The following is a 19,442-nucleotide window of genomic DNA, read 5'->3' as shown; positions in this document are numbered from 1 at the left end:
CGCCCCATGACGGACGTGGTGCTGGAGCGTTTTCTCGCTGACGAAGCGGCGACGGCAAGGCTCGGCGAAGACCTGGCCATGGCGCTGCGGGCTGGCGACGTGCTGGCCCTCAAAGGGGATCTCGGCGCCGGCAAATCGACTTTGGCGCGGGCGCTGATCAGAGTGCTGGCCGACGATGCCGGCCTCGACGTGCCGAGCCCGACCTTCACCCTGGTGCAGAGCTACGACACCCGCATTCCCGTCCACCATTTCGATCTCTATCGCTTGTCTTCGGCTGGCGAAATCGACGAGCTGGGTTTCGACGATGCACTGCTGCAAGGTGCTGCCCTGGTCGAATGGCCGGAACGGGCCGAGGCCTATCTGCCGAAGACCTCGCTCTGGATCGAACTCGTCCACCAAGGCGACGGACGTCTTGCCAGATTGTCAGGGCAAGGCGCGGCCTTCGAACGCGCGGCGCGATCGCTGGCTATGCGCGACTTTCTCGCAAAATCCGGTTGGGGCGACGCGCAAAGGCGGCATTTCGTCGGCGATGCCTCCGCCCGCTCCTATGAAATCGTCTCGCTCGCCGGCCTGGCGCCGCGGGTGCTGATGAACTCGCCACGGCTGGTGCTCGGACCACCGGTCCGGGACGGCAAGCCCTATGCCTTGATCGCGCACACCGCGCAGTCAGTTTCGGCTTTCGTCGCCATCGACCGCGCCTTGCTGGCCGGCGGTGTCAGCGTTCCGGAGATTCATGCGCAGGATCTCGATCAGGGATTTCTGTTGATCGAACATCTCGGCTCGGAGGGATTTCTCGATCAGCATGGCGAGCCGGTAGCCGAGCGCTATGCAGCGGCGGCCGAATTGTTGGCGATGATGCATGGCAAGCCATGGCCTGCCCGCATGGAGGCCGCGCCAGGCGTCTTTCACGACGTGCCGCCCTTCGACCGCGACGCGATGATGATCGAAGCCGAATTGCTGGTCGACTGGTATGTGCCGATGGTCACCGGCAGCCCGGCAAGCGATGCGTTGCGGGCCGGCTACCACAGGGAATGGAACGCGGTGCTCGACCGGCTGGACGGCAGCCAATACACGCTGATGCTGCGCGACTACCATTCGCCGAACATCATCTGGCGTGGCGACCGTTCCGGCCACGACCGCCTCGGTATCGTCGATGTCCAGGACGCGCTGATCGGTCCTTCAGCCTATGATGTGGCGTCGCTGGCCATGGATGCCCGCGTCACCGTATCGCCCAACATCGAGGCGCAGACGCGAAAGGCCTACATCGCGGCGCGCCATGCGGCCGGCGCCTTCGATGAAGACAAATTCACCGAAGCCTATGCAATCATGGCGGCGCAGCGCAATTCGAAGATCCTCGGCATCTTCGTCCGGCTCGAAAAGCGCGACGGCAAACCCTATTATCTCAAGCACCTGCCGCGCATTCGCGACTATCTGCGGCGGGCGCTGGCGCACCCGGCCTTGAGCGGGCTGCGCGACTTCTATGTCGCCAATGGCCTGCTGGAGGAACGAACCCCGTGACGGCAAAGCCCAGGACCGCGATCGTGCTCGCCGCCGGGCTTGGCAAGCGCATGCGGCCGATCACCGAAACCATCCCCAAGCCGCTGGTCAAGATAGCCGGCAAGACATTGCTCGACTGGGGTCTCGACAGCCTGGCCGCCGCCGGTGTCGCCAAGGCCGTGGTCAACGTCCATTATTTTCCCGAGCAGATCGTCGCCCATGTCGCCGCGCGCCGCACGCCGCACATCCTGATTTCCGACGAAAGCGAACAGTTGCTCGATTCCGCCGGTGGCATCGTCAAGGCGCTGCCGGAATTGGGCGAGCAGCCCTTCTACATCCTCAACGCCGACACCTTCTGGATCGACCACGCTCCGCTCAACCTCGATCGCCTCGCCCTTGCATGGGACGCAGCGAAAATGGATATTCTGCTGATGCTGGCTGATCTCAATCAGGCAACCGGACACTGCGGCAGCACCGATTTCCTGGTGGCGCCGGATGGCACCTTGCGGCGTTCAAAAGGTGATCCGGCCGGCCTTATCTATGCCGGTGCTGCCATCGTCCATCCGCGTCTGTTCAAGGATGCGCCGGCCGGGCCGCATTCGCTGAACGCCTATTTCGATACGGCGATTGCCGCCGGGCGCCTGTTCGGCATGCCGATGCACGGCCACTGGATCACCGTCGGCACGCCCGATGCCATTCCGCTCGCGGAAGCAGCGGTTGCCGGCGCGCTTGTCGAGTCGCAATGAGCGGCTCCCGCCGCGTTTTCTCGATCCCACCCGGAGCGCCGTTTCTGCCGACGCTAGCCGATGCGCTGCTGGCCGGCAGGCTGGTTCCCGGTTTCCGCTTCGACGGCGATCCGCTGGCGCTGGCCGACGTCACCATCTATGTGCCGACGCGCCGCGCCGCCCGCGCGTTGCGCGGCGCCTTCGTCGACAGTCTGGGCGGCCGCTCGGCGATCCTGCCGGTCATCCGCCCGCTTGGCGAATTCGATGAGGACGAGGCGACTTTCGAGGCGGAAGCGTCCGCCGCAATCGACCTTGCACCGCCGATCCCGGCAATAGAACGGCTTTTGCTGCTGGCGCCGCTGGTGCGGGCGTGGAAACGCAATTTGCCGGCGCATGTCGCTGCCATGTTCGACGAAGAGATCGTCGTGCCGGCCTCGGCTGCCGACGCCATCTGGCTGGCGCGCGATCTTGCCCGGCTGATGGACGAGATCGAGACCGAGGATTCGGACTGGACCCGGCTGGCCGAACTGGTGACCGGCAACCTTGCCGGCTGGTGGCAGGTGACGCTGAGTTTCCTCGGCATCGTCACCGACGCCTGGCCGAATTTCCTGGCAGAGCGCGACCGCTCCAACCCGGCCGCGCATCGCAATGCGCTGATCCGGCTGGAAGCGGCGCGGCTGAAGCGCAATCCACCCGTCGGGCCGGTGATCGCCGCCGGCTCGACCGGCTCGATCCCCGCCACCGCCGAATTGCTGGCCGTGGTCGCCAGCCTGCCCAATGGCGCCGTGGTGCTGCCCGGCCTCGACCGCATGCTCGACGAGCCATCCTTCGCGGCGATTGCCGCACCGGGCGCCCGGCCGGCCCTGCTTGGCCATCCGCAATATGGCCTGGCCAAGCTGATCGGCAAGATCGGCGTGCTGCGGGCCGACGTCGAGGAGGTCGTTGCCGCCGAAACGCCGCTTGCCGTCCGCGCGGCTCTTGTCGGCGAAGCGCTGCGGCCGGCCGAAACCACGGAGCTGTGGGCCGAGACGCGTGCCCGCTTCGACGCCGCCGACATCACCGAGGCCTTTGCCGAGGTGACGTTGGTGGAAGCGGCCAGCGAGCGCGACGAGGCGGTGGCGATCGCCGTGGCGCTCAAAACGGCCGTCGAACAGCCGGGCCAGCGGGCAGCGCTGGTCACCGGCGACCGCGCGCTGGCGCGGCGCGTCTCGGCCGAGCTGTTGCGTTTTGGCGTTGTCGCCGACGATTCCGGCGGCACGCCGCTGGCCAACACACCGGCCGCCAGCCTGCTGAGATTGGCGCTGCAGGCCGCATTCCGCCCCGGCGATCCGGTCGGCCTTTTGTCGCTACTCAAACACCCGTTGCTTGGCCTTGGCCTGGAACGGGCAAGCGTGCGCCATGCAGCCGAGCTCATCGAACTGGTGGCGCTGCGCGGCGGCACCGGTCGTCCCGACATCGCCTCGCTGCCGGCGCTGTTCGAGGCTCGTCTTACCGGCCTGAGCAGCGACAAGCGCCAGCCCTTCTGGTTTTCGCGGCTGACCGTTGGCGGCATCGAGGCCGCGCGCGATCTGCTGACCCGTCTTGCCGACGCGTTGGCGCCGCTGACGGCCTTTCGCGGGCGCGACGATGCCGATCTGGTCGCGCTGACCCGAGCCAGCATTGCCACGCTGGAGAATCTCGGCCGGGCGGCGGATGGCAGTCTGAGCGAATTCTATGCCGGCGACGCCGGCGAAAAGCTCGCCGAGCTTTTGCGCGGGCTGGTCGCCGCCTCGGCGTCGTTCGCCTTCGCCGCCAGCGAGTGGCCCGATGTGATGGACGCGTTGATCGCCCCGGAAACGGTCAAGCCGGGCCAAGGCACCGACCGCAACATCGCCATCTGGGGCGCGCTGGAAGCCCGGTTGCAGAGCGTCGACACGCTGGTGATTGGCGGGCTCAACGAAGGCGTGTGGCCGCGCAAGCCGGAAAGCGACCGCTTCATGTCGCGGCTGATGAAGACCGGCATCGACCTCGAGCCGCCGGAACGGCGCATCGGCCTCGCCGCGCATGATTTCCAGATGGCGATGGGAGCGAAAAAGGTGATGCTGGCGCGCTCCGCCCGTTCCGGCGACGCGCCGGCAGTGCCATCGCGCTGGCTGCAGCGTATTCTCACTTTCGTCGGCAAGGACCACACGGCGGCCCTTCGTCGGCGTGGCGATGAACTGCTGGTCTGGGCCCGCACGCTCGATGCCGGCGAGAAGGAAAATTTCGCACCACGGCCGCAGCCAAAACCGCCGCTTGATGTCAGGCCGCAGCATTTCTCGGTCACCGAGATCGAGACGCTCCGCCGCGACCCCTACGCGGTCTACGCCAGGCGCATCCTCAGCCTGATGCCGCTCGATCCGGTGATCCGCGATCCGGGTGCGGCCGAGCGCGGCACGCTGTTCCACGCCATCCTGCATCTTTTCTCGGCGCGCGTCGCCGACCCGCGCGCGCCGGAGGCGTTGGAAGGTCTCATTGCCGCCGGTCGGGCCTGCTTTGCCGAGGCCGCACTTCCCGCCGATGTCGAAGCCGTCTGGTGGCCGCGCTTCGAAAAGCTGGCCACCAGCATCATCGAGTGGGAGCGCGGCCGCGCCGCCGCCGTGGTCCGGCAGCATGCCGAGGAGCGCGCCGAAAAGACCGTTGTCGGCCAATCCGGCGTGACGTTGTCCGGCTATGCCGATCGCGTCGACCTGCTGGCCGGCGGCATGGCCGACATCCTCGACTACAAGACCGGCTCCTCGCCATCCAAGGCGCAGGCGCACACACTGCTGGCGCCGCAACTGGCGCTGGAGGGCGCGCTGCTCAGGCGCGGCGCCTTCAAGGGGCTTGGCGCGCGCGAGCCTTCGCAGTTGGCCTTCGTCAGGCTGAAGCCGAATGGCGAGGTGTTCGAGGAATCCATCCTCGAATACAACCGCAAGCCGCGGACCGCCGCGGATCTCGCCGAAGAGGCCTGGGCGCGGCTGGAAAAGCTGCTGATCCACTATGCCGATCCGGCAGCCGGCTATCTGTCGCGGGCACTGCCGTTTCGCGAGGGCGAGACGGATGGCGATTACGACCATCTCGCCCGCGTGCTCGAATGGTCCGCTGGCGGCGACACCGACGACGAGGGAGGGGAGGCATGAAGAAGGCCTATCCCATCCCGAGCGACACCGCTTCCAGCCAGGCGCGCGCTTCCGATCCGCAGAATTCCGCCTGGGTGTCGGCTAATGCCGGATCGGGCAAGACCCATGTGCTGGCCCAGCGCGTCATCCGGCTTCTGCTGCGCGGCACCGATCCGTCGAAAATCCTGTGCCTGACCTACACCCGCGCCGCTGCCGCCAACATGTCGAACCGGGTGTTTTCGACACTGTCGGAATGGACGGCACTTGGCGATCCGGAGCTGGCGGCAAAGATAGAGGCGCTGGACAATCGCCGGCCCGATCGTGACACGATGCGACGGGCGCGGCGGCTGTTTGCCGAGGCGCTGGAGACGCCCGGCGGCTTGAAGATCCAGACCATCCACGCCTTTTGCGAATCGGTGCTGCACCAGTTCCCGCTGGAAGCCAACATTCCGGCCCATTTCGAAATGCTCGATCCGCAGATGGAGGCGTCGCTGTTCGCTGCCGCGCGCCGCGACATGATTACGGGCACCGCTGCGGGCGACACGACATTGGCCGAGGCTTTCGCAGCCGTGCTGGAACGCAGCGGCGAAGCCGGGCTCGACGCGCTGCTGGGCGAGATCGTGCGCAAGCGCGACGGTCTGCGCGCCTTCATCGATGCTGCCGGCCGCGACCGCTTCCAGGCGCTGTTCGACGAGTTTCAGTTCAGCGCCGGGCAGACGGCTGAAAGCATAGCGGCGTCCGTCTGGCCGCTGCCGGGCTTTTTGCCGGATTATTTTGCCGGCTTCGCCCGTGCCGCCGATGACGCCGATGCCCGCACGGTGCTGAACAACATCCTGCCCTATGCGCGGCTTGCCTTCGCCGAGGGTGATGCGGTGCGCAGGATTGGTCTGCTGTCCCGGGCTTTTCTGAAGGCGGATGGCGACCCCTACGATCCGCAAAAAACCTTCAAGAAGGCGTTGCTCGACCGGCTGCCCGATCTGCCGGACCGCTATTTTTCGGCAGTCAAAGCCATTCTCGAGATCTCCGACCGGCTGGCGCTGTTCCGGATGCTGGAAGGCACGGCTGCCGCGCTGACCATCGCCGACTGGCTGATCGCCCGCTACGAGACGCTGAAGCGCGGCCGCGGTTTTCTCGACTTCAACGACCTCATCACGCGTACGGTCAATCTCCTGGCGCGGCCCGATGCCGGCCCCTGGGTGCAATACAAGCTCGACCAGGGCATCGACCATATCCTGCTCGACGAGGCGCAGGACACCAGCCCCGACCAATGGGAGGTGGTGAAGCGGCTGACGGAAGAGTTCTTTGCCGGGCAAGGCGCGCGCGACACGACGCATCGTACGGTGTTTGCCGTTGGCGATGAAAAGCAGTCGATCTATTCCTTTCAGGGGGCGGCGCCGGATTCTTTTGCCGACAGCCGACTGTTGTTTGCCGGCCGTGTGCGCGATGCCGAGGCCGCATTTGCCGATCTCAAACTGACCTGGTCGTTCCGTTCGACCGACGACGTGCTGGCCGCCGTCGACCGCGTCTTCGCCGAGCCGGGCGTGCGGCGCGGCATCAGCCATGATCCCGATCCGCTCGACCACAAGGCGATCCGTACCGATGCGCCGGGTTATGTCGAGGTCTGGCCATCGATCGGCACCGATGCCGTCGATGAGCCCGACGACTGGACGCAAGCCATCGACCACGCCCATGCGCCGGCGGTGCGGGTTGCCGAAAACGTCGCCGCGACCATTGCCGGCTGGATCGGCGGCGGCGAAATCATCGAAGGTCGGGGACAGAAACTGCGACCCGGCGATGTGCTGGTGCTGGTGCGCAAACGCGACCGCTTCGTCCATGCGCTGACGCGGGCGCTGAAGCGCCGCGACATCCCCGTCGCCGGCGCCGACCGGCTAAGCCTGCCCGGACACATCGCGGTGAAGGACCTGATCGCGCTCGGTCATTTCCTCATCCAGCCGCAGGATGATCTGTCGCTGGCCGCCGTGCTGCGCAGCCCGATCTTCGACGTTTCGGAAGAAACGCTGTTCGCGCTCGCCGCGGAGCGACCGTCCGGATTGTCGCTGATCGCCTCGCTCGGGCAGCATGCCGGCGAGAGTCCTGCGCTGGCTAATGTCCTTGCCCGGCTCGACGGCTGGGCCAATGAAGCGGCGTTCAAACCGGTGTTCGAATTCTACGCCGGCGTGCTGGCGCGTGACGGGTTGCGCAAGAAGATGATCGCCCGTCTCGGGCCGGAAGCCGGCGACATTCTGGACGAGTTCCTCAGCTTCTGCCTGGCAGAGGAGCGAACCGGCCTGCCGGGGCTGGAAGCCTTCCTGTCGACACTGGAAAACACCGGCCCCGAGATCAAGCGCGAGATGGACCAGACCCGCGACGAGGTGAGGGTCATGACCGTGCACGCCGCCAAGGGCCTGGAAGCGCCGGTGGTGTTCCTGGTCGATGGCGGGTCGGCGCCGTTCAGCGACCAGCATCTGCCGCGATTGATGCCGTTCGAAGGCTCGGGCCAGCATTGGAACGGCAAGGGTTATCTCTGGCGCGCCGCCAGCGAGGTCGCCAACGGCTTTTCTCGCGCCGCCGCGGCCCGGGCACGCGAGCTGGCCGACGACGAATATCGCCGGCTGCTTTATGTCGGCATGACGCGGGCGGAGGACCGGCTGATAGTCTGCGGCTATCACGGCAAGCGGGAGCCGAGCACCGGCACCTGGCATTCGATCGTCAGCCGGGCGCTGATCGGCGCCGCTGAAAGCGCGGAGCGCCGCCACCCCGCCATAGACGAGCCCGTGCATCGCTTTCGCGTGACCAAGCTGGCGCCCGTCGCGCTGGTTTCCGGCGAGGACGCAAGGCAAAGCGAGATCTTCAGGCCACTGCCGGCGACGCTGTTCCGGCCCTTGCCGCCTTACGAGGATTTGCCGCGACCGCTGTCGCCGTCCGGCGCCTCGGCGCTGATCGACGAGGCCAAGGAAGCGGTGGTCGATACACGCTCGCCGGTGCTGGATGGCGAGGCGGAGCCCGGCTTTGCGGTGATGCGCGGACTGGCGCTGCACAAGCTGCTGCAGATGCTGCCCGGCCTTGCCGAGAGCGAACGCCGGGCGGCGGCGGAGCGCTATCTCACTCGCGCTGGCGCGGAATGGCCTGCCGCCGAGCGCGACAAGGCGCTGGCCTCGGTGGCGGCGATCCTTGCCGACAGCCGCTTCGATCAGCTGTTTGGGCCGTCATCGCGGGCCGAGGTGGCCATCATGGGCAGCCTGGAGGTGAAGGGCAAGAAACGCTCGATCTCCGGTAAGATCGACCGGCTGGCGGTGACCCCCGACTGCATCTCGATCGTCGACTACAAAACCAACCGGCCGGCGCCCGCTAGCCTGGCAGACGTTCCGCCGGCTTATGTCCTGCAACTGGCGCTCTATCGCGCGCTGTTGCAGCCGCTTTATCCCGGCCGCGAGGTCGCAGCCGTGCTGCTGTTTACCGAAGCGCCGCGGCTGATCGAACTGCCGGCAGCGGCCATGGATGACGCCCTTGCCCGACTCACGGGAGCGTGACACAACACCTGCTTGAAGAAGGGCTCGATCACCACCACATTTGGTGGGACAAAAACTTTCGAAAGGAATTTTCCATATGGCCACCGTCAAGGTCGACAAGAGCAACTTCCAGACCGATGTGCTTGACGCCAACATACCGGTCGTCGTCGATTTCTGGGCGGAGTGGTGCGGTCCTTGCAAGATGATCGCGCCGGCGCTTGAGGACATCGCCACTGAGCTAGGCGCCAAGGTGAAGATCGCCAAGCTCAACATCGACGAGAATCCCGAGCTTGCCGCCCAGTTCGGCGTGCGCTCGATTCCGACGCTGATGATCTTCAAGGGCGGCGAAATGGCCGACATGAAGGTGGGTGCCGCGCCGAAGACCGCGCTGTCGCACTGGATCAACGGCAACCTCGCCTGATCCATCCAGGATTCCGACCATCAAGCCCGGCCCTCGCGCCGGGCTTTTTGTTGGCGTCATCGCTGAGCCGCTCTGGCCCTCGCGCCCGCGCACGCCATGTCCTCTGTTTTGGCAAAACAGGAGAGCGACATGACCGGATCCGCCAAGGCCACCGTCTTCATCGACAATGAGCGCGTCATCGTCACGGAATATCGCTTCGCCCCGGGCGACAACACCGGCTGGCACCGCCACGGCCACGACTATGTCGTCGTGCCGCTGATGGACGGCAGAGTGAAGCTGTTGACCAAGGACGGCGAATCCTTCGCCGAGATGAAGAAGGGCGCGCCCTATTTCCGCAAGGAGGGCGTCGAGCACGACGTCATCAGCGCCAATGAGGGCGAGTACGCCTTCATCGAGATCGAGCTGAAGTAATCCATCAAGGCCGCATCGGGTACGACTACCAGTCGGCGATGCGGGCGCCGCCGGCGAATTGGGCGCTTTTTGCGGTGTATTCGAACAGCTCGATCTTCACCCCGCTGGGATCGCGGATCCAGGCCTGGAAGGTGTCGTCGCAGGCATGCTTCTTGGCGGTCACGTCGACGCCCTTCGACTTGATATGGGCGATCGCCGCGTCGATATTTTCCACCTCAAGGCAGAAATGGTTGATCTGGTTGAGCTCGCTGAAGCTCGTGCCGTCCTTCTGGAACACCTCGACATGGCTACGACCACCGCAATCGAGGTAGAAGCCGAAGACCTTGCCGTCGCGCAGGAAATTGAATTTCGTGTCCATGCCCAGCACGTCGCGGTAGAAGCTTCTCGTCGCTTCCAGGTCGTGCGCGAAGATGCAGACGTGGGCGAGCTGCTTCACCTTGATCATGTTGGCGGCGTGCCGTTTTCGGCCAGCACCGCGCCGACGAAATAAAGCGATCCGCCGATCAGGATGCGCGGCGGCGGTCCGTCCCAGGTGTCGCGCAGCAGCATCAGCGCGCTGGCGACGGAACTCACCGGTTCGGCGGTCAGCCCGGCCTCCGTGGCGCGGATCGCCAGTTCGTCGTTCGGCACGCCGGCGTCGCTCATGCTCACAGGTACCGTGTAGACATGGCGAACCAGGCCCTTGAAGGCGCTGAAATAGCCGCTCTGGTCCTTGGTGTTGATCATGCCGGCGATCAGGAAAAGCGGCCGCGGGTGCTTTTCCTCCTGCTCGGCCAGCGCTTCGGCAACGACGATGCCGGCGCCCGGATTGTGACCGCCATCGAGCCAGATGTCGGCGCCCTTGGGCGCCAGATCCACCAGCCTGCCTTGCGACAATTTCTGCATCCGGCCCGGCCAGACAACGCTCGTCATGGCCTTTTCGGCGGCGCGGTGGCTGATCTCGAAACCCGCCGCCTTGACCGCGGCGATCGCCGCCGCCGCATTGGCGAACTGGTGGCGCCCCGGCAGGCGCGGCGGCGGCAAGTCCATCAGACCGTCTTCGTCCTGGTAGACCATGCGGCCGTTTTCCTCATAGGCGAGGAAATCCTGGCCATAGACGAAGGACGGACAGTCAAGCCGCTCGGCGGTTTCGATGATGGCCTGCAGCGCCGGCTCGCTTTCCTGGGCGCCGATGACCACCGGACAGCCGCGCTTGATGATGCCGGCCTTTTCGACCGCGATCACCTCGACCCGATCGCCGAGATAGGCCTGATGGTCGAGCGAGACCGGCATAATCACTGAGACGGCCGGTTCGCTGATGACATTGGTGGCGTCAAGGCGACCACCGAGGCCGACCTCGATGATCGCCACGTCGGCCGGATGTTCGGAAAACAAAAGGAAAGTCACCGCGGTCAAAATCTCGAAGACGGTGATCTTCTCGCCATTATTGGCCTTGGCGACGCGGGCGATGGCATCGGCGAAGACCTTGTCTTCGACCAGCCTGCCGCCGCCATCGGCGGCCAGTCGGTAACGCTCATGCCAGTTCACCAGATGTGGCGAGGTGTGAACATGGACGCGGTAGCCGGAGGCTTCGAGCAACGCGCGCGAAAAGGCGGCGCAGGAACCCTTGCCGTTGGTGCCGGCGATATGGATGACCGGCGGCAATTGGTCCTGCGGATTGCCCAGCCGTTCCAGCAGCCGCGATATGCGGCCAAGCGAAAGGTCGAAGCCCTTCGGGTGAAGCGCCATCAGGCTTTCGATTTCGCGGTCTGCGGCAAGCGTGGTCATGGACGAATCCTAAGCGCGCAACAAAGCGCGCGCAATCGCGGTTCGCGGCGAACGATGTCGCGTCAGGCTTGCGGACGGGCTTCCGGCGGGATCAGCGCCGGCGGCAGGATTTCCGGCTCCAGCGGCTTTTGCTCTTCGGGCAGCTTGAGCAGCATTTTCAAGAGCCTGGAAATTGTCCCGCGCAATTCCAGCCGCGACACCACCATGTCCACCATGCCGTGCTCCATCAGATATTCGGAGCGCTGGAAGCCGTCGGGCAGTTTTTCGCGGATGGTCTGTTCGATGACGCGCGGTCCGGCAAAGCCGATCAGCGCGCCGGGCTCGGCAATGTGGACGTCGCCCAGCATGGCATAGGACGCGGTGACGCCGCCGGTGGTCGGGTTGGTCAGCACGACGATGTAGGGCAGACCGGCTTCCTTCAGCCGGTCGACGCCGACGGTGGTTCTCGGCAATTGCATCAGCGACAGGATGCCTTCCTGCATGCGGGCGCCGCCGGAGGCCGCGAACAGGATCAGCGGCCGCTTGCGCTGCAAGGCGACCTCGAAGCCATGCACGATGGCGTCGCCGGCGGCCATGCCGAGCGAACCGCCCATGAAGGCGAAGTCCTGCACCGTCACCACCACCGGCAGGCCTTCGACGGAGCCCAGCGCGTTGACGATGGCGTCTTCGAGGCCGGTTTTGGCCTTGGCGTCCTTCAACCGGTCGGTGTAGCGCTTCTCGTCGCGGAACTTGAGCGGGTCCTGCATGACCTTGGGATTTTCGAGCTGCTCGTATTTGCCGTCGTCGAGGAAGAAGCGCAGCCGCTCCTTGGCCGAGATCTTCATGTGATGGCCGGAAGACGGGATGACGAACTGGTTCTGCTCCAGATCCTTGTGGAACACCATCTCGCCGGTCTCCGGATCCTTGATCCAGAGATTCTCGGGCATGTCGGTGCGCCGGCCGAGCATCGAATTGATCTTCGGGCGGACGTAATTGGTGATCCAGTTCATCGCTTCGGCTCCTGTCCTGACGAAGAGTTAGGAAGAGGTAGGAAAACTATTCGGCGGCAGCAAGGCGGGCCGAGCGCACGCCTTGCGCCAGGCCGCTGACCAGCGTGGCGACCGCTTCGGCCGGGTCGGCGGTTTTTTCGCCCTTCGGCCCCAGCACGTTGGCGACCGCATTGACGATCGCCGTGCCGACGACGACGCCGTCGGCATTGGCGCCGATGACGCGCGCCTGCTCGGCGGTCTTGACGCCAAAACCGACGCAGACCGGCAGGTCGGTGTGGCCCTTGATGCGCTTGACGGCGGAAGCCACCTTGCCGGTGTCGGCCAGCGCCGAGCCGGTGATGCCGGTCATCGACACGTAGTAGACAAAGCCGGATGTGTTCTGCAGCACCTTGGGCAGGCGCTTGTCGTCGGTGGTCGGCGTCGCCAGCCGGATGAAATTGATGCCGGCCTTCAGCGCCGGGATGCAGAGTTCCTCATCCATCTCCGGCGGCAGGTCGACGACGATCAGCCCGTCAATGCCGCTGGCAATCGCGTCCCGAAGGAAGCGGTCGACGCCGTAAATGTAGATCGGGTTGTAGTAGCCCATCAGCACGATCGGCGTTTCGTTGTCACCGGCGCGAAAGTCCGCCGCCATCTTCAGCGTCTTGACCAGAGTCTGGCCGCCCTTCAGCGCCCTGAGGCCCGCCGCCTGGATCGCCGGGCCATCGGCCATCGGATCGGAAAACGGCATGCCGAGCTCGATGATGTCGCTGCCGGCGCCGGGCAGCGCCTTCATGATCGACAGCGAGGTGTCGTAGTCGGGGTCGCCGCCCATGAAATAGGTGACCAGCGCCGGGCGGCCTTCGGTCTTCAGTTTCGCCATGCGGCGGTCGATGCGGGTCACCATGATCAGATCTCCATGCCCAGCATCGAGGCAACCGTATGCACGTCCTTGTCGCCGCGGCCGGACAGGTTGACGATGACGATCTGGTCCTTGTCCATGGCGGGCACGATCTTCACCGCGTGCGCAATGGCGTGCGCGGATTCCAGCGCCGGAATGATGCCCTCGACCCGCGTCGTCAGCTTGAAAGCCTCCAGCGCCTCGTCGTCGAGGATCGGCACGTATTCGACACGGCCCGAGTCGCGCAGCCAGGAATGCTCTGGGCCGACGCCGGGATAATCGAGTCCGGCCGAGATTGAGTGGCCGTCCATGATCTGGCCGTCGGCATTCTGCAGCAGATAGGTGCGGTTGCCGTGCAGTACACCGGGTGCGCCGGCATTCATCGAGGCGCAATGCTCGATGCCGTCGAGGCCGCGGCCGCCGGCTTCGATACCGATGATGCGGACCTCCTTGTCGTCAAGGAAAGGATGGAACATGCCGATGGCGTTCGAGCCACCGCCGACACAGGCGATGATGGTGTCCGGCAGCCGGCCTTCCTGCTCGATGATCTGCGCGCGAGCTTCTGAACCGATCACCGACTGGAAGTCGCGCACGAGTTCCGGATAGGGATGCGGCCCGGCGGCGGTGCCGATCAGGTAATAAGTGTCCTCGACATTGGTAACCCAGTCACGCAGCGCCTCGTTCATGGCGTCCTTCAGCGTGCCGTGACCGGCGGTGACCGGCCGCACTTCGGCGCCCAGCAACTTCATGCGGAAGACGTTGGGGCTTTGGCGGGCGACGTCGGTGGCGCCCATATAGACCACGCAGGGAAAGCCGAAGCGCGCCGCCACCGTGGCCGACGCCACGCCATGCTGGCCGGCGCCGGTTTCGGCGATGATGCGCTTCTTGCCCATGCGCTTGGCCAGCAGGATCTGGCCGAGGCAGTTGTTGATCTTGTGCGAGCCGGTGTGGTTCAGATCCTCGCGCTTGAAATAGACCTTGGCGCCGCCGAGATGCCTGGTCAGGCCTTCGGCGAAATACAGTTTTGAGGGCCGCCCGGCATAATGGGTCGACAGGTCAGTGAGTTCAGCCCTGAAATCCGGATCGTTCTTGACCTCGTTCCAGTTCCGCTCGAGGTCGAGGATCAGCGGCATCAGCGTCTCGGCGACGAAACGGCCGCCAAAGATGCCGAACATGCCCTGTTCGTCGGGTCCGGTGCGGAAGGAATTGGGTGTCGCCGGCTGGTCCATCGCCGATCTCCTGGTTCGAAAAAATTGTTCAGGCGGCGCGATCGTCGCGCGCGGCCCTGACGGCCCGGAAAAACTGTTCGATCAGCGCCGGATCCTTGACGCCCGGCGCGCTTTCCACGCCTGAGGAAATGTCTATTCCGGGCGGGTTGGCAAGCCGAAGGGCGTCGCCGATGTTGGCGGCGTTGAGCCCACCGGAAAGCATGTAATCGACGCTGGCGTCAAGGCCGGCCAGAATATGCCAGTCAAAGGCGACGCCATTGCCACCCGGCAATTCCGAGTCCTTTGGCGGCTTGGCATCGAACAGGAAGCGGTCGGCAACGCCGATAAACGGCTTTATCCGCTCCAGATCGGCAGCCTCGCTGACCGACAGCGCCTTCATCACCGGCAGGCCATAGCGGGCCTTCACCTGCGCCACCCGCTCGGGCGTTTCCGAGCCGTGCATTTGCAGCATGTCGGGATGCATTTTCGCGACGATCTCATCGAGGAACGCGTCGCTGGCATCGACGGTGACGGCCACCGCCTGGGCCTTGCCCGTTGCTGCCTGGCGCAAGCGCCCGGCTTCCAGGGGATCGACATAGCGCGGGCTCTTGGCAAAGAAAATGAAGCCGACATGGCTGGCGCCGCCGGCCAAAGCCGCGGCCAGTGCCCCGTCAGTCTTCAACCCGCATATCTTGATGTCGAGCGCCATGGCGCGGGGATTGGCACGAAACCGCAAAAGAGTCGAGAAAAAGCATCCTGTTTGCCGCCGGGGCGGAAAGCGCTACCTTTCCCTGTAGCGATACAGGCGGGAGCAAAACAATGGCAGACGAAACCGCTGATCAACTCAGGCAGAAGATCGCACAGGCCCGCGAGGTCATCGCGCACCTGATGGACAAGGCCGCCTTCAACGGCGCCGAGGCGCACCGCGCGCTCGACTATTTCGGCGGCGATGCCTTCGAGAAGAACTTTTTGCCGTGGCCGCGCCATGGCGATGAGGGGCTGCGGCCCGAGGATCTCAACGCCGCGAACGACGATTGAGAGGCTTTCTCAGTCGCGGCAACCCTACCTTCGTCATCCTAGGGCGGAGCGACGCGAAGCGGAGCGCAGACCCTAGGATCCATTCCGTGGCATCCACCGAAGAACGCGGCGGCGCAGAATAAGTACCCCGCGACACCGATCTGTCGTTCCAAGTATCTTTAATACCTGCACCGCTGCGACGCTCGCGCGTCCCGGCATGGATCCTAGGGTCTACGCCGCGTCGCTTCGCTCCTTGCTCCGCCCTAGGATGACGAAGCTGCAGATGGCGTCACCATCTTCAACCGCCCTACTCGAACACGATCGCCTGCAACGCGCCGCCATTGCGCTTCAGCCAGTCCTTGCAACGGTCGGTGTCAGGACAGAGTTTTTCACACAATTTCCAGAATTTCGGGCCGTGGTTCATCTCCTTGAGATGCGCCACCTCATGCGCCACGAGGTAGTTTATGACCGGCTGCGGCGCCATCATGATGCGCCACGAGAAGGACAGATTGCCTTCGGACGTGCATGACCCCCAGCGGCTGGACGTGTCCTTGTAACGGATCGCCTTGGCGCGCTTGCCTAGCGCCTCGGTGTGTTTGATCACCAGCTTCTCGATTTCCTTCTTGGCCTCGCGCTTCAAGAAATCGGCGATGCGGCGCGGCAGATGTATCCGGTCGCCATGCACGATCAACAACGGGCCGCGCTCGTCGCGCGACAGGCTGACGGTGCCGCGTTTTGCCGGTTCATGGACGATGCGATGCGGCACGCCGCGTAGCGGTATCTTGATGCCGGGCCGCACCTGCGGCCGGTTTGGCACCTTGGCCAGACGCTGCTCCAGCCAGTCCTGATGGCGATGCAGGAATTTTTCCACCTCGCCGCGGCGCAGGCCCGGCGGCACGGTGATGCGCAGGCCGCGGCCACCAGAATCGATGCGCAGCGTCAGCCGCCGCGCCCGGTCGCTCTCGACGATCTTGAGCGGCAACGAGCGGCCGGCGACGACATGCTCACGCTCTTCAACGGGGGAAGGCGTGGGTTTCGTCAGGTTGCGGAAGAAGCCGAAGGACATAGCGAGACGATACGCGATTCGAGGAAAACGACCAGAACAAAAAAGAAACGGCGCCGCTTGCGCGACGCCGTTTTTGCATGCCGGGCCCTGTCGCTGGGGCTCAGTCGTCGAGAAGGTTCGAACCCTTGCCGCGCTTCGCCGGCTTGCTCGGTTCGGTCGTCGTCGTCGGAGCGGTCGCCTTGTTGCGGTTGGCCATGAAGCGGTCGAACTCGTCCTGGTCCTTGGCGCGGCGCAATTCGCGGGCGTACTCGTCGAACTGGGTCAGCATCTCGTCGAGCTTGTTGCGCTCTTCATTGAGACGCTCGAGTTCCTTTTCGCGCCAGTCGTCGAAAGCGACGTTGCCGGTGCGAGCCGAACCGTGGCCCCAGCGGGCGGCCTTGTCGGAACCGCGGCGGCAGCCGGCGAAGATGCCGTCGGTGGCGCGGTTGACGTCGCGCTTGAAGCCGTCGAGACGGTCACCCCAGATGATGTAGGCAAGCATGGCGAAGCCGAGCGGCCAGAACACCATGAAACCCACAACCATCAACGCGATGGTCGCCGGCGTCCACGCCGGACGGATCAATGCAGATGTGTTCATTTTCTCCCAATCCTTCAGTTGGAGACAGCCAGATACGGCTGCGTGGATTCGAAATGGGATGGGAAAAACGGCGATTCAAGACAATGCCGGCCAAAACCGGACAAGGTCCTGAAATGATTATCGCTTTTTGAGCATTTCCAGGAAAAGCACGACCAGTCCGGCGATCAGGCCCCAGAATGCGGCACCGACGCCGAACAGCGTCAGCCCCGACGCGGTGACGACAAAGGTGACGGTGGCGGCCATGCGCTCGCCCTCTTCCTTCAGCGCGATCGACAGCGCGTTGGCAAGCGACGCCATCAATGCCAGGCCTGCGACCAGCACGATCAGGCTCTGCGGCAGGACGGCGAAGATCGCCACCAGCGAAGCGCCGAACATCGCGAAGACGAGGTAGGCCAGCGCGTAGAACGGGCCGGTCTTCCAGCGCTCGGCCGGGTCCGGATGGACGTCCGGCCCGGTGCAGATCGCCGCCGAGATCGCCGCCAGATTGGTGGTCGAGCCGCCAAACGGCGCCGACAGCAGCGAAAACAGGCCGGTGACGCCGATCAGCGGGCCGGGTTCGGGATGGTAGCCGGCGGCCCTGAGCACGGCGAGGCCGGACAGGTTCTGCGAGGCCATGGTGACGAGGTAGAGCGGCAGTGCCAGGCCGATGATCGCTTTGGCAGTGAAATCGGGCGCAATCAGCGTCAGCGTCGATATCTCCGGTGTCGGCAGGCCGCCGACGCGGCCGGTAAGGAAAGCCGCGAGGCCACCGCCGATCAGCACTGCCAGCACCGACAGCGCCGGATTGAACAGGCGGATGACGAAGAAGGCGGCGATCAGCGGCAGGATCAGCCATGGATCGACGGGAACGGTCTTGACCGCATTCAGCGCGAAGGTGACGACAATGCCGGCCAGCATGCCCGAGGCAACGGAGGGCGGTATCCTGGATATCAGCTGCGTCAGCGGCCGAAACAGGCCGGTGGCGATCAAAAGGATGCCGGTGACGACAAAGGCAGCGACGGCCTCACGCATCGAAAAGCCGCTCGATGCGGCAATCAGCGCCAGGCCCGGCGTCGACCAGGCGGTGATGACAGGCATTTTCGTGCGCCATGACAGCCACAGGCTCTCAATGGCCATCGCCAGGCAGATGGTGGTGACCCAGCTCGCGGTCTCGACCTGCGTCGCGCCGACCGCCTTGGCCGCGGCAATGACGATGGCCAGCGTGCCGCCGAAGCCGACAATCGCCGCGACGAAGGCGGAAATGGGAATGGAAATGCGCATTTTCCTACCCTGCCTGCTGGACCATGGCGCCCACGGCTCGCAGCAGCATGTCGAGATCCTGCGGCCGCGACAGGCGGTGGTCGCCCTCGGGAATGAGCGATAGCGTCACATCGTCGGCCGGCAGCAGGCCGACCAGCTTCAGCGCATGGCTTGTCGGCACATCCGCGTCAGCCAGGCCTTGCAATATGTGGACGGGACAATGGGTGTCGATCGGCCCGGTCATTGTCAGGTTGTTGCGGCCGTCCTCGATCAGCGCGCGGGTGTAGATGTAAGGCTCGGCGGAGTAGTCCGACGGCTCCTCGAAGAAGCCCTTTTGCGCGAGGTCGCGCTTCTGTGCCTCGGTCAATGCCGGTTCGACCAGTTCGGCGGTGAAATCCGGCGCCGGCGCCAGCAGCACCAGGCCGGCGACGCGGTCCTCGCCCGCCTTGCGCAATTCCTGCACCATGCGCAGCGCGATCCAGGCGCCCATCGAGGAACCAACCAGGATCTGCTTGCCTTGCGTGAAATGGCGCAAGACCGCGAGGCTTTGCGCCAGCCATTTCGAGATGGTGCCGTCGGCAAAGGCGCCGCCCGATTCGCCATGGCCGGAATAATCGTGGCGCAGGAAGGCGCGGCCTTCGCGATCCGCCCAATCCGACAGCGTTTGCGCCTTCGTGCCCAACATGTCGGATTTGTAGCCGCCGAGCCAGACGATGCCGGGCTCGGCGCCTGCCCTATGCCTGACGGCGATGGCGGTTCCTTCGACGTCCAGAAAACCCGGGGCGGTGGCGGTCATGGCTTTGTTCCCTCGCGCCGGTCTCTTGGCACGCCGGTCTTTTGGCACAGCCGAGGGCTCAACGAAAAGTGCTTGGCGCGTTTCTTCGCTTGGCGCAGCCGAAGGTGGCGGACGCAGGGTGATTTCCTGTCAGCGCTGTGCTATTGACTCCGCCCGCGCGCTCACCACATTGGCGCGTTCACCGATTTGAACTGAAGAACCCTGAACGAAACGGCTCAAGG

17 protein-coding genes are annotated in these 19,442 nt (G+C 65.0%); 7 read left to right on the top strand and 10 right to left on the bottom strand.

Going from position 1 to position 19,442, the window contains the following annotated elements:
• Positions 1-6 precede the first annotated feature (6 nt).
• The 6 genes from tsaE to AC1DXN_RS14810 all read left to right on the top strand — a co-directional run bounded on the left by tsaE (position 7) and on the right by AC1DXN_RS14810 (position 9,682).
• Positions 7-1,518 carry a tRNA (adenosine(37)-N6)-threonylcarbamoyltransferase complex ATPase subunit type 1 TsaE gene (tsaE, locus tag AC1DXN_RS14835; RefSeq protein ID WP_477274233.1) on the top strand — a complete coding sequence of 504 codons (1,512 nt, stop codon included), beginning with the start codon at positions 7-9 and terminating at the stop codon, positions 1,516-1,518.
• Positions 1,515-2,243, top strand: coding sequence for a nucleotidyltransferase family protein (locus AC1DXN_RS14830; RefSeq protein ID WP_477274231.1), 729 nt, complete (start codon positions 1,515-1,517; stop codon positions 2,241-2,243). The genes tsaE and AC1DXN_RS14830 overlap by 4 nt, the downstream gene beginning before the upstream one ends.
• Positions 2,240-5,362, top strand: a complete 3,123-nt coding sequence (gene addB / locus AC1DXN_RS14825; RefSeq protein ID WP_477274229.1) for a double-strand break repair protein AddB — start codon at positions 2,240-2,242, stop codon at positions 5,360-5,362. The genes AC1DXN_RS14830 and addB overlap by 4 nt, the downstream gene beginning before the upstream one ends.
• Positions 5,359-8,871, top strand: coding sequence for a double-strand break repair helicase AddA (gene addA / locus AC1DXN_RS14820; protein ID WP_477274227.1), 3,513 nt, complete (start codon positions 5,359-5,361; stop codon positions 8,869-8,871). Before addB ends, addA begins: the two co-directional genes overlap by 4 nt.
• Before the next feature lie 76 nt (positions 8,872-8,947).
• Entirely contained in the window at positions 8,948-9,271 is a 324-nt protein-coding gene (gene trxA, locus AC1DXN_RS14815) for a thioredoxin (protein WP_477274225.1), read from the top strand.
• A 129-nt stretch (positions 9,272-9,400) separates the two neighbouring features.
• On the top strand, positions 9,401-9,682 hold the full coding sequence (locus AC1DXN_RS14810) for a cupin domain-containing protein (RefSeq protein ID WP_477274223.1): 282 nt from the start codon (positions 9,401-9,403) through the stop codon (positions 9,680-9,682).
• Between the two features lie 25 nt (positions 9,683-9,707).
• Here the strand turns inward: AC1DXN_RS14810 and AC1DXN_RS14805 are convergent, their stop codons facing one another.
• The 6 genes from AC1DXN_RS14805 to AC1DXN_RS14780 form a co-directional block, all read right to left on the bottom strand.
• A complete protein-coding gene (locus AC1DXN_RS14805; RefSeq protein ID WP_477274221.1) occupies positions 9,708-10,127 on the bottom strand; it encodes a VOC family protein in 420 nt (139 codons plus the stop codon).
• A complete protein-coding gene (locus AC1DXN_RS14800) occupies positions 10,124-11,449 on the bottom strand; it encodes a bifunctional folylpolyglutamate synthase/dihydrofolate synthase (protein WP_477274219.1) in 1,326 nt (441 codons plus the stop codon). The genes AC1DXN_RS14805 and AC1DXN_RS14800 overlap by 4 nt, the downstream gene beginning before the upstream one ends.
• 62 nt (positions 11,450-11,511) lie before the next feature.
• The gene (accD, locus tag AC1DXN_RS14795; RefSeq protein ID WP_477274217.1) at positions 11,512-12,438 is read right to left on the bottom strand and encodes an acetyl-CoA carboxylase, carboxyltransferase subunit beta; all 927 of its coding nucleotides are present in this window, start codon (positions 12,436-12,438) and stop codon (positions 11,512-11,514) included.
• A gap of 46 nt (positions 12,439-12,484) precedes the next feature.
• Positions 12,485-13,324: a tryptophan synthase subunit alpha gene (trpA, locus tag AC1DXN_RS14790; RefSeq protein ID WP_477274215.1), complete on the bottom strand. Its 840-nt coding sequence runs from the start codon at positions 13,322-13,324 to the stop codon at positions 12,485-12,487.
• A gap of 2 nt (positions 13,325-13,326) precedes the next feature.
• Positions 13,327-14,547 (bottom strand): tryptophan synthase subunit beta, encoded by a 1,221-nt coding sequence (gene trpB, locus AC1DXN_RS14785; RefSeq protein ID WP_477274213.1) that lies wholly within the window; start codon positions 14,545-14,547, stop codon positions 13,327-13,329.
• A 28-nt stretch (positions 14,548-14,575) separates the two neighbouring features.
• Positions 14,576-15,235, bottom strand: a complete 660-nt coding sequence (locus tag AC1DXN_RS14780) for a phosphoribosylanthranilate isomerase (RefSeq protein WP_477274211.1) — start codon at positions 15,233-15,235, stop codon at positions 14,576-14,578.
• Between the two features lie 110 nt (positions 15,236-15,345).
• On the opposite strand from AC1DXN_RS14780, the gene AC1DXN_RS14775 reads away from it, so the two are divergent.
• On the top strand, positions 15,346-15,564 hold the full coding sequence (locus tag AC1DXN_RS14775; RefSeq protein ID WP_477240561.1) for a hypothetical protein: 219 nt from the start codon (positions 15,346-15,348) through the stop codon (positions 15,562-15,564).
• A 286-nt stretch (positions 15,565-15,850) separates the two neighbouring features.
• Here the strand turns inward: AC1DXN_RS14775 and AC1DXN_RS14770 are convergent, their stop codons facing one another.
• From AC1DXN_RS14770 to AC1DXN_RS14755, 4 genes are all read right to left on the bottom strand, one after another.
• The gene (locus AC1DXN_RS14770) at positions 15,851-16,609 is read right to left on the bottom strand and encodes a M48 family metallopeptidase (RefSeq protein ID WP_477274209.1); all 759 of its coding nucleotides are present in this window, start codon (positions 16,607-16,609) and stop codon (positions 15,851-15,853) included.
• A 100-nt stretch (positions 16,610-16,709) separates the two neighbouring features.
• Positions 16,710-17,186 (bottom strand): DUF2852 domain-containing protein, encoded by a 477-nt coding sequence (locus AC1DXN_RS14765; RefSeq protein WP_477274207.1) that lies wholly within the window; start codon positions 17,184-17,186, stop codon positions 16,710-16,712.
• Between the two features lie 117 nt (positions 17,187-17,303).
• On the bottom strand, positions 17,304-18,446 hold the full coding sequence (locus AC1DXN_RS14760) for a benzoate/H(+) symporter BenE family transporter (RefSeq protein WP_477274205.1): 1,143 nt from the start codon (positions 18,444-18,446) through the stop codon (positions 17,304-17,306).
• Between the two features lie 4 nt (positions 18,447-18,450).
• On the bottom strand, positions 18,451-19,221 hold the full coding sequence (locus AC1DXN_RS14755) for an alpha/beta hydrolase (RefSeq protein WP_477274203.1): 771 nt from the start codon (positions 19,219-19,221) through the stop codon (positions 18,451-18,453).
• Positions 19,222-19,442: the final 221 nt, after the last annotated feature.

This window comes from Mesorhizobium sp. P2_H9, from assembly GCF_056403215.1.
Note: the sequence above shows the minus strand (reverse complement) of the source record. Positions and strands in the feature narration are given on the sequence as shown.

Excerpts from the sequence above, each read along its gene's own strand:
- tsaE (WP_477274233.1), top strand. The coding sequence starts at position 7 with ATGACGGACGTGGTGCTGGAGCGTTTTCTCGCTGACGAAGCGGCGACG.
- addB (WP_477274229.1), top strand. The coding sequence starts at position 2,240 with ATGAGCGGCTCCCGCCGCGTTTTCTCGATCCCACCCGGAGCGCCGTTT.
- addA (WP_477274227.1), top strand. The coding sequence starts at position 5,359 with ATGAAGAAGGCCTATCCCATCCCGAGCGACACCGCTTCCAGCCAGGCG.
- trxA (WP_477274225.1), top strand. The coding sequence starts at position 8,948 with ATGGCCACCGTCAAGGTCGACAAGAGCAACTTCCAGACCGATGTGCTT.
- AC1DXN_RS14810 (WP_477274223.1), top strand. The coding sequence starts at position 9,401 with ATGACCGGATCCGCCAAGGCCACCGTCTTCATCGACAATGAGCGCGTC.
- AC1DXN_RS14805 (WP_477274221.1), bottom strand. The coding sequence starts at position 10,127 with ATGATCAAGGTGAAGCAGCTCGCCCACGTCTGCATCTTCGCGCACGAC.
- AC1DXN_RS14800 (WP_477274219.1), bottom strand. The coding sequence starts at position 11,449 with ATGACCACGCTTGCCGCAGACCGCGAAATCGAAAGCCTGATGGCGCTT.
- accD (WP_477274217.1), bottom strand. The coding sequence starts at position 12,438 with ATGAACTGGATCACCAATTACGTCCGCCCGAAGATCAATTCGATGCTC.
- trpA (WP_477274215.1), bottom strand. The coding sequence starts at position 13,324 with ATGGTGACCCGCATCGACCGCCGCATGGCGAAACTGAAGACCGAAGGC.
- trpB (WP_477274213.1), bottom strand. The coding sequence starts at position 14,547 with ATGGACCAGCCGGCGACACCCAATTCCTTCCGCACCGGACCCGACGAA.
- AC1DXN_RS14780 (WP_477274211.1), bottom strand. The coding sequence starts at position 15,235 with ATGGCGCTCGACATCAAGATATGCGGGTTGAAGACTGACGGGGCACTG.
- AC1DXN_RS14775 (WP_477240561.1), top strand. The coding sequence starts at position 15,346 with ATGGCAGACGAAACCGCTGATCAACTCAGGCAGAAGATCGCACAGGCC.
- AC1DXN_RS14770 (WP_477274209.1), bottom strand. The coding sequence starts at position 16,609 with ATGTCCTTCGGCTTCTTCCGCAACCTGACGAAACCCACGCCTTCCCCC.
- AC1DXN_RS14765 (WP_477274207.1), bottom strand. The coding sequence starts at position 17,186 with ATGAACACATCTGCATTGATCCGTCCGGCGTGGACGCCGGCGACCATC.
- AC1DXN_RS14760 (WP_477274205.1), bottom strand. The coding sequence starts at position 18,446 with ATGCGCATTTCCATTCCCATTTCCGCCTTCGTCGCGGCGATTGTCGGC.
- AC1DXN_RS14755 (WP_477274203.1), bottom strand. The coding sequence starts at position 19,221 with ATGACCGCCACCGCCCCGGGTTTTCTGGACGTCGAAGGAACCGCCATC.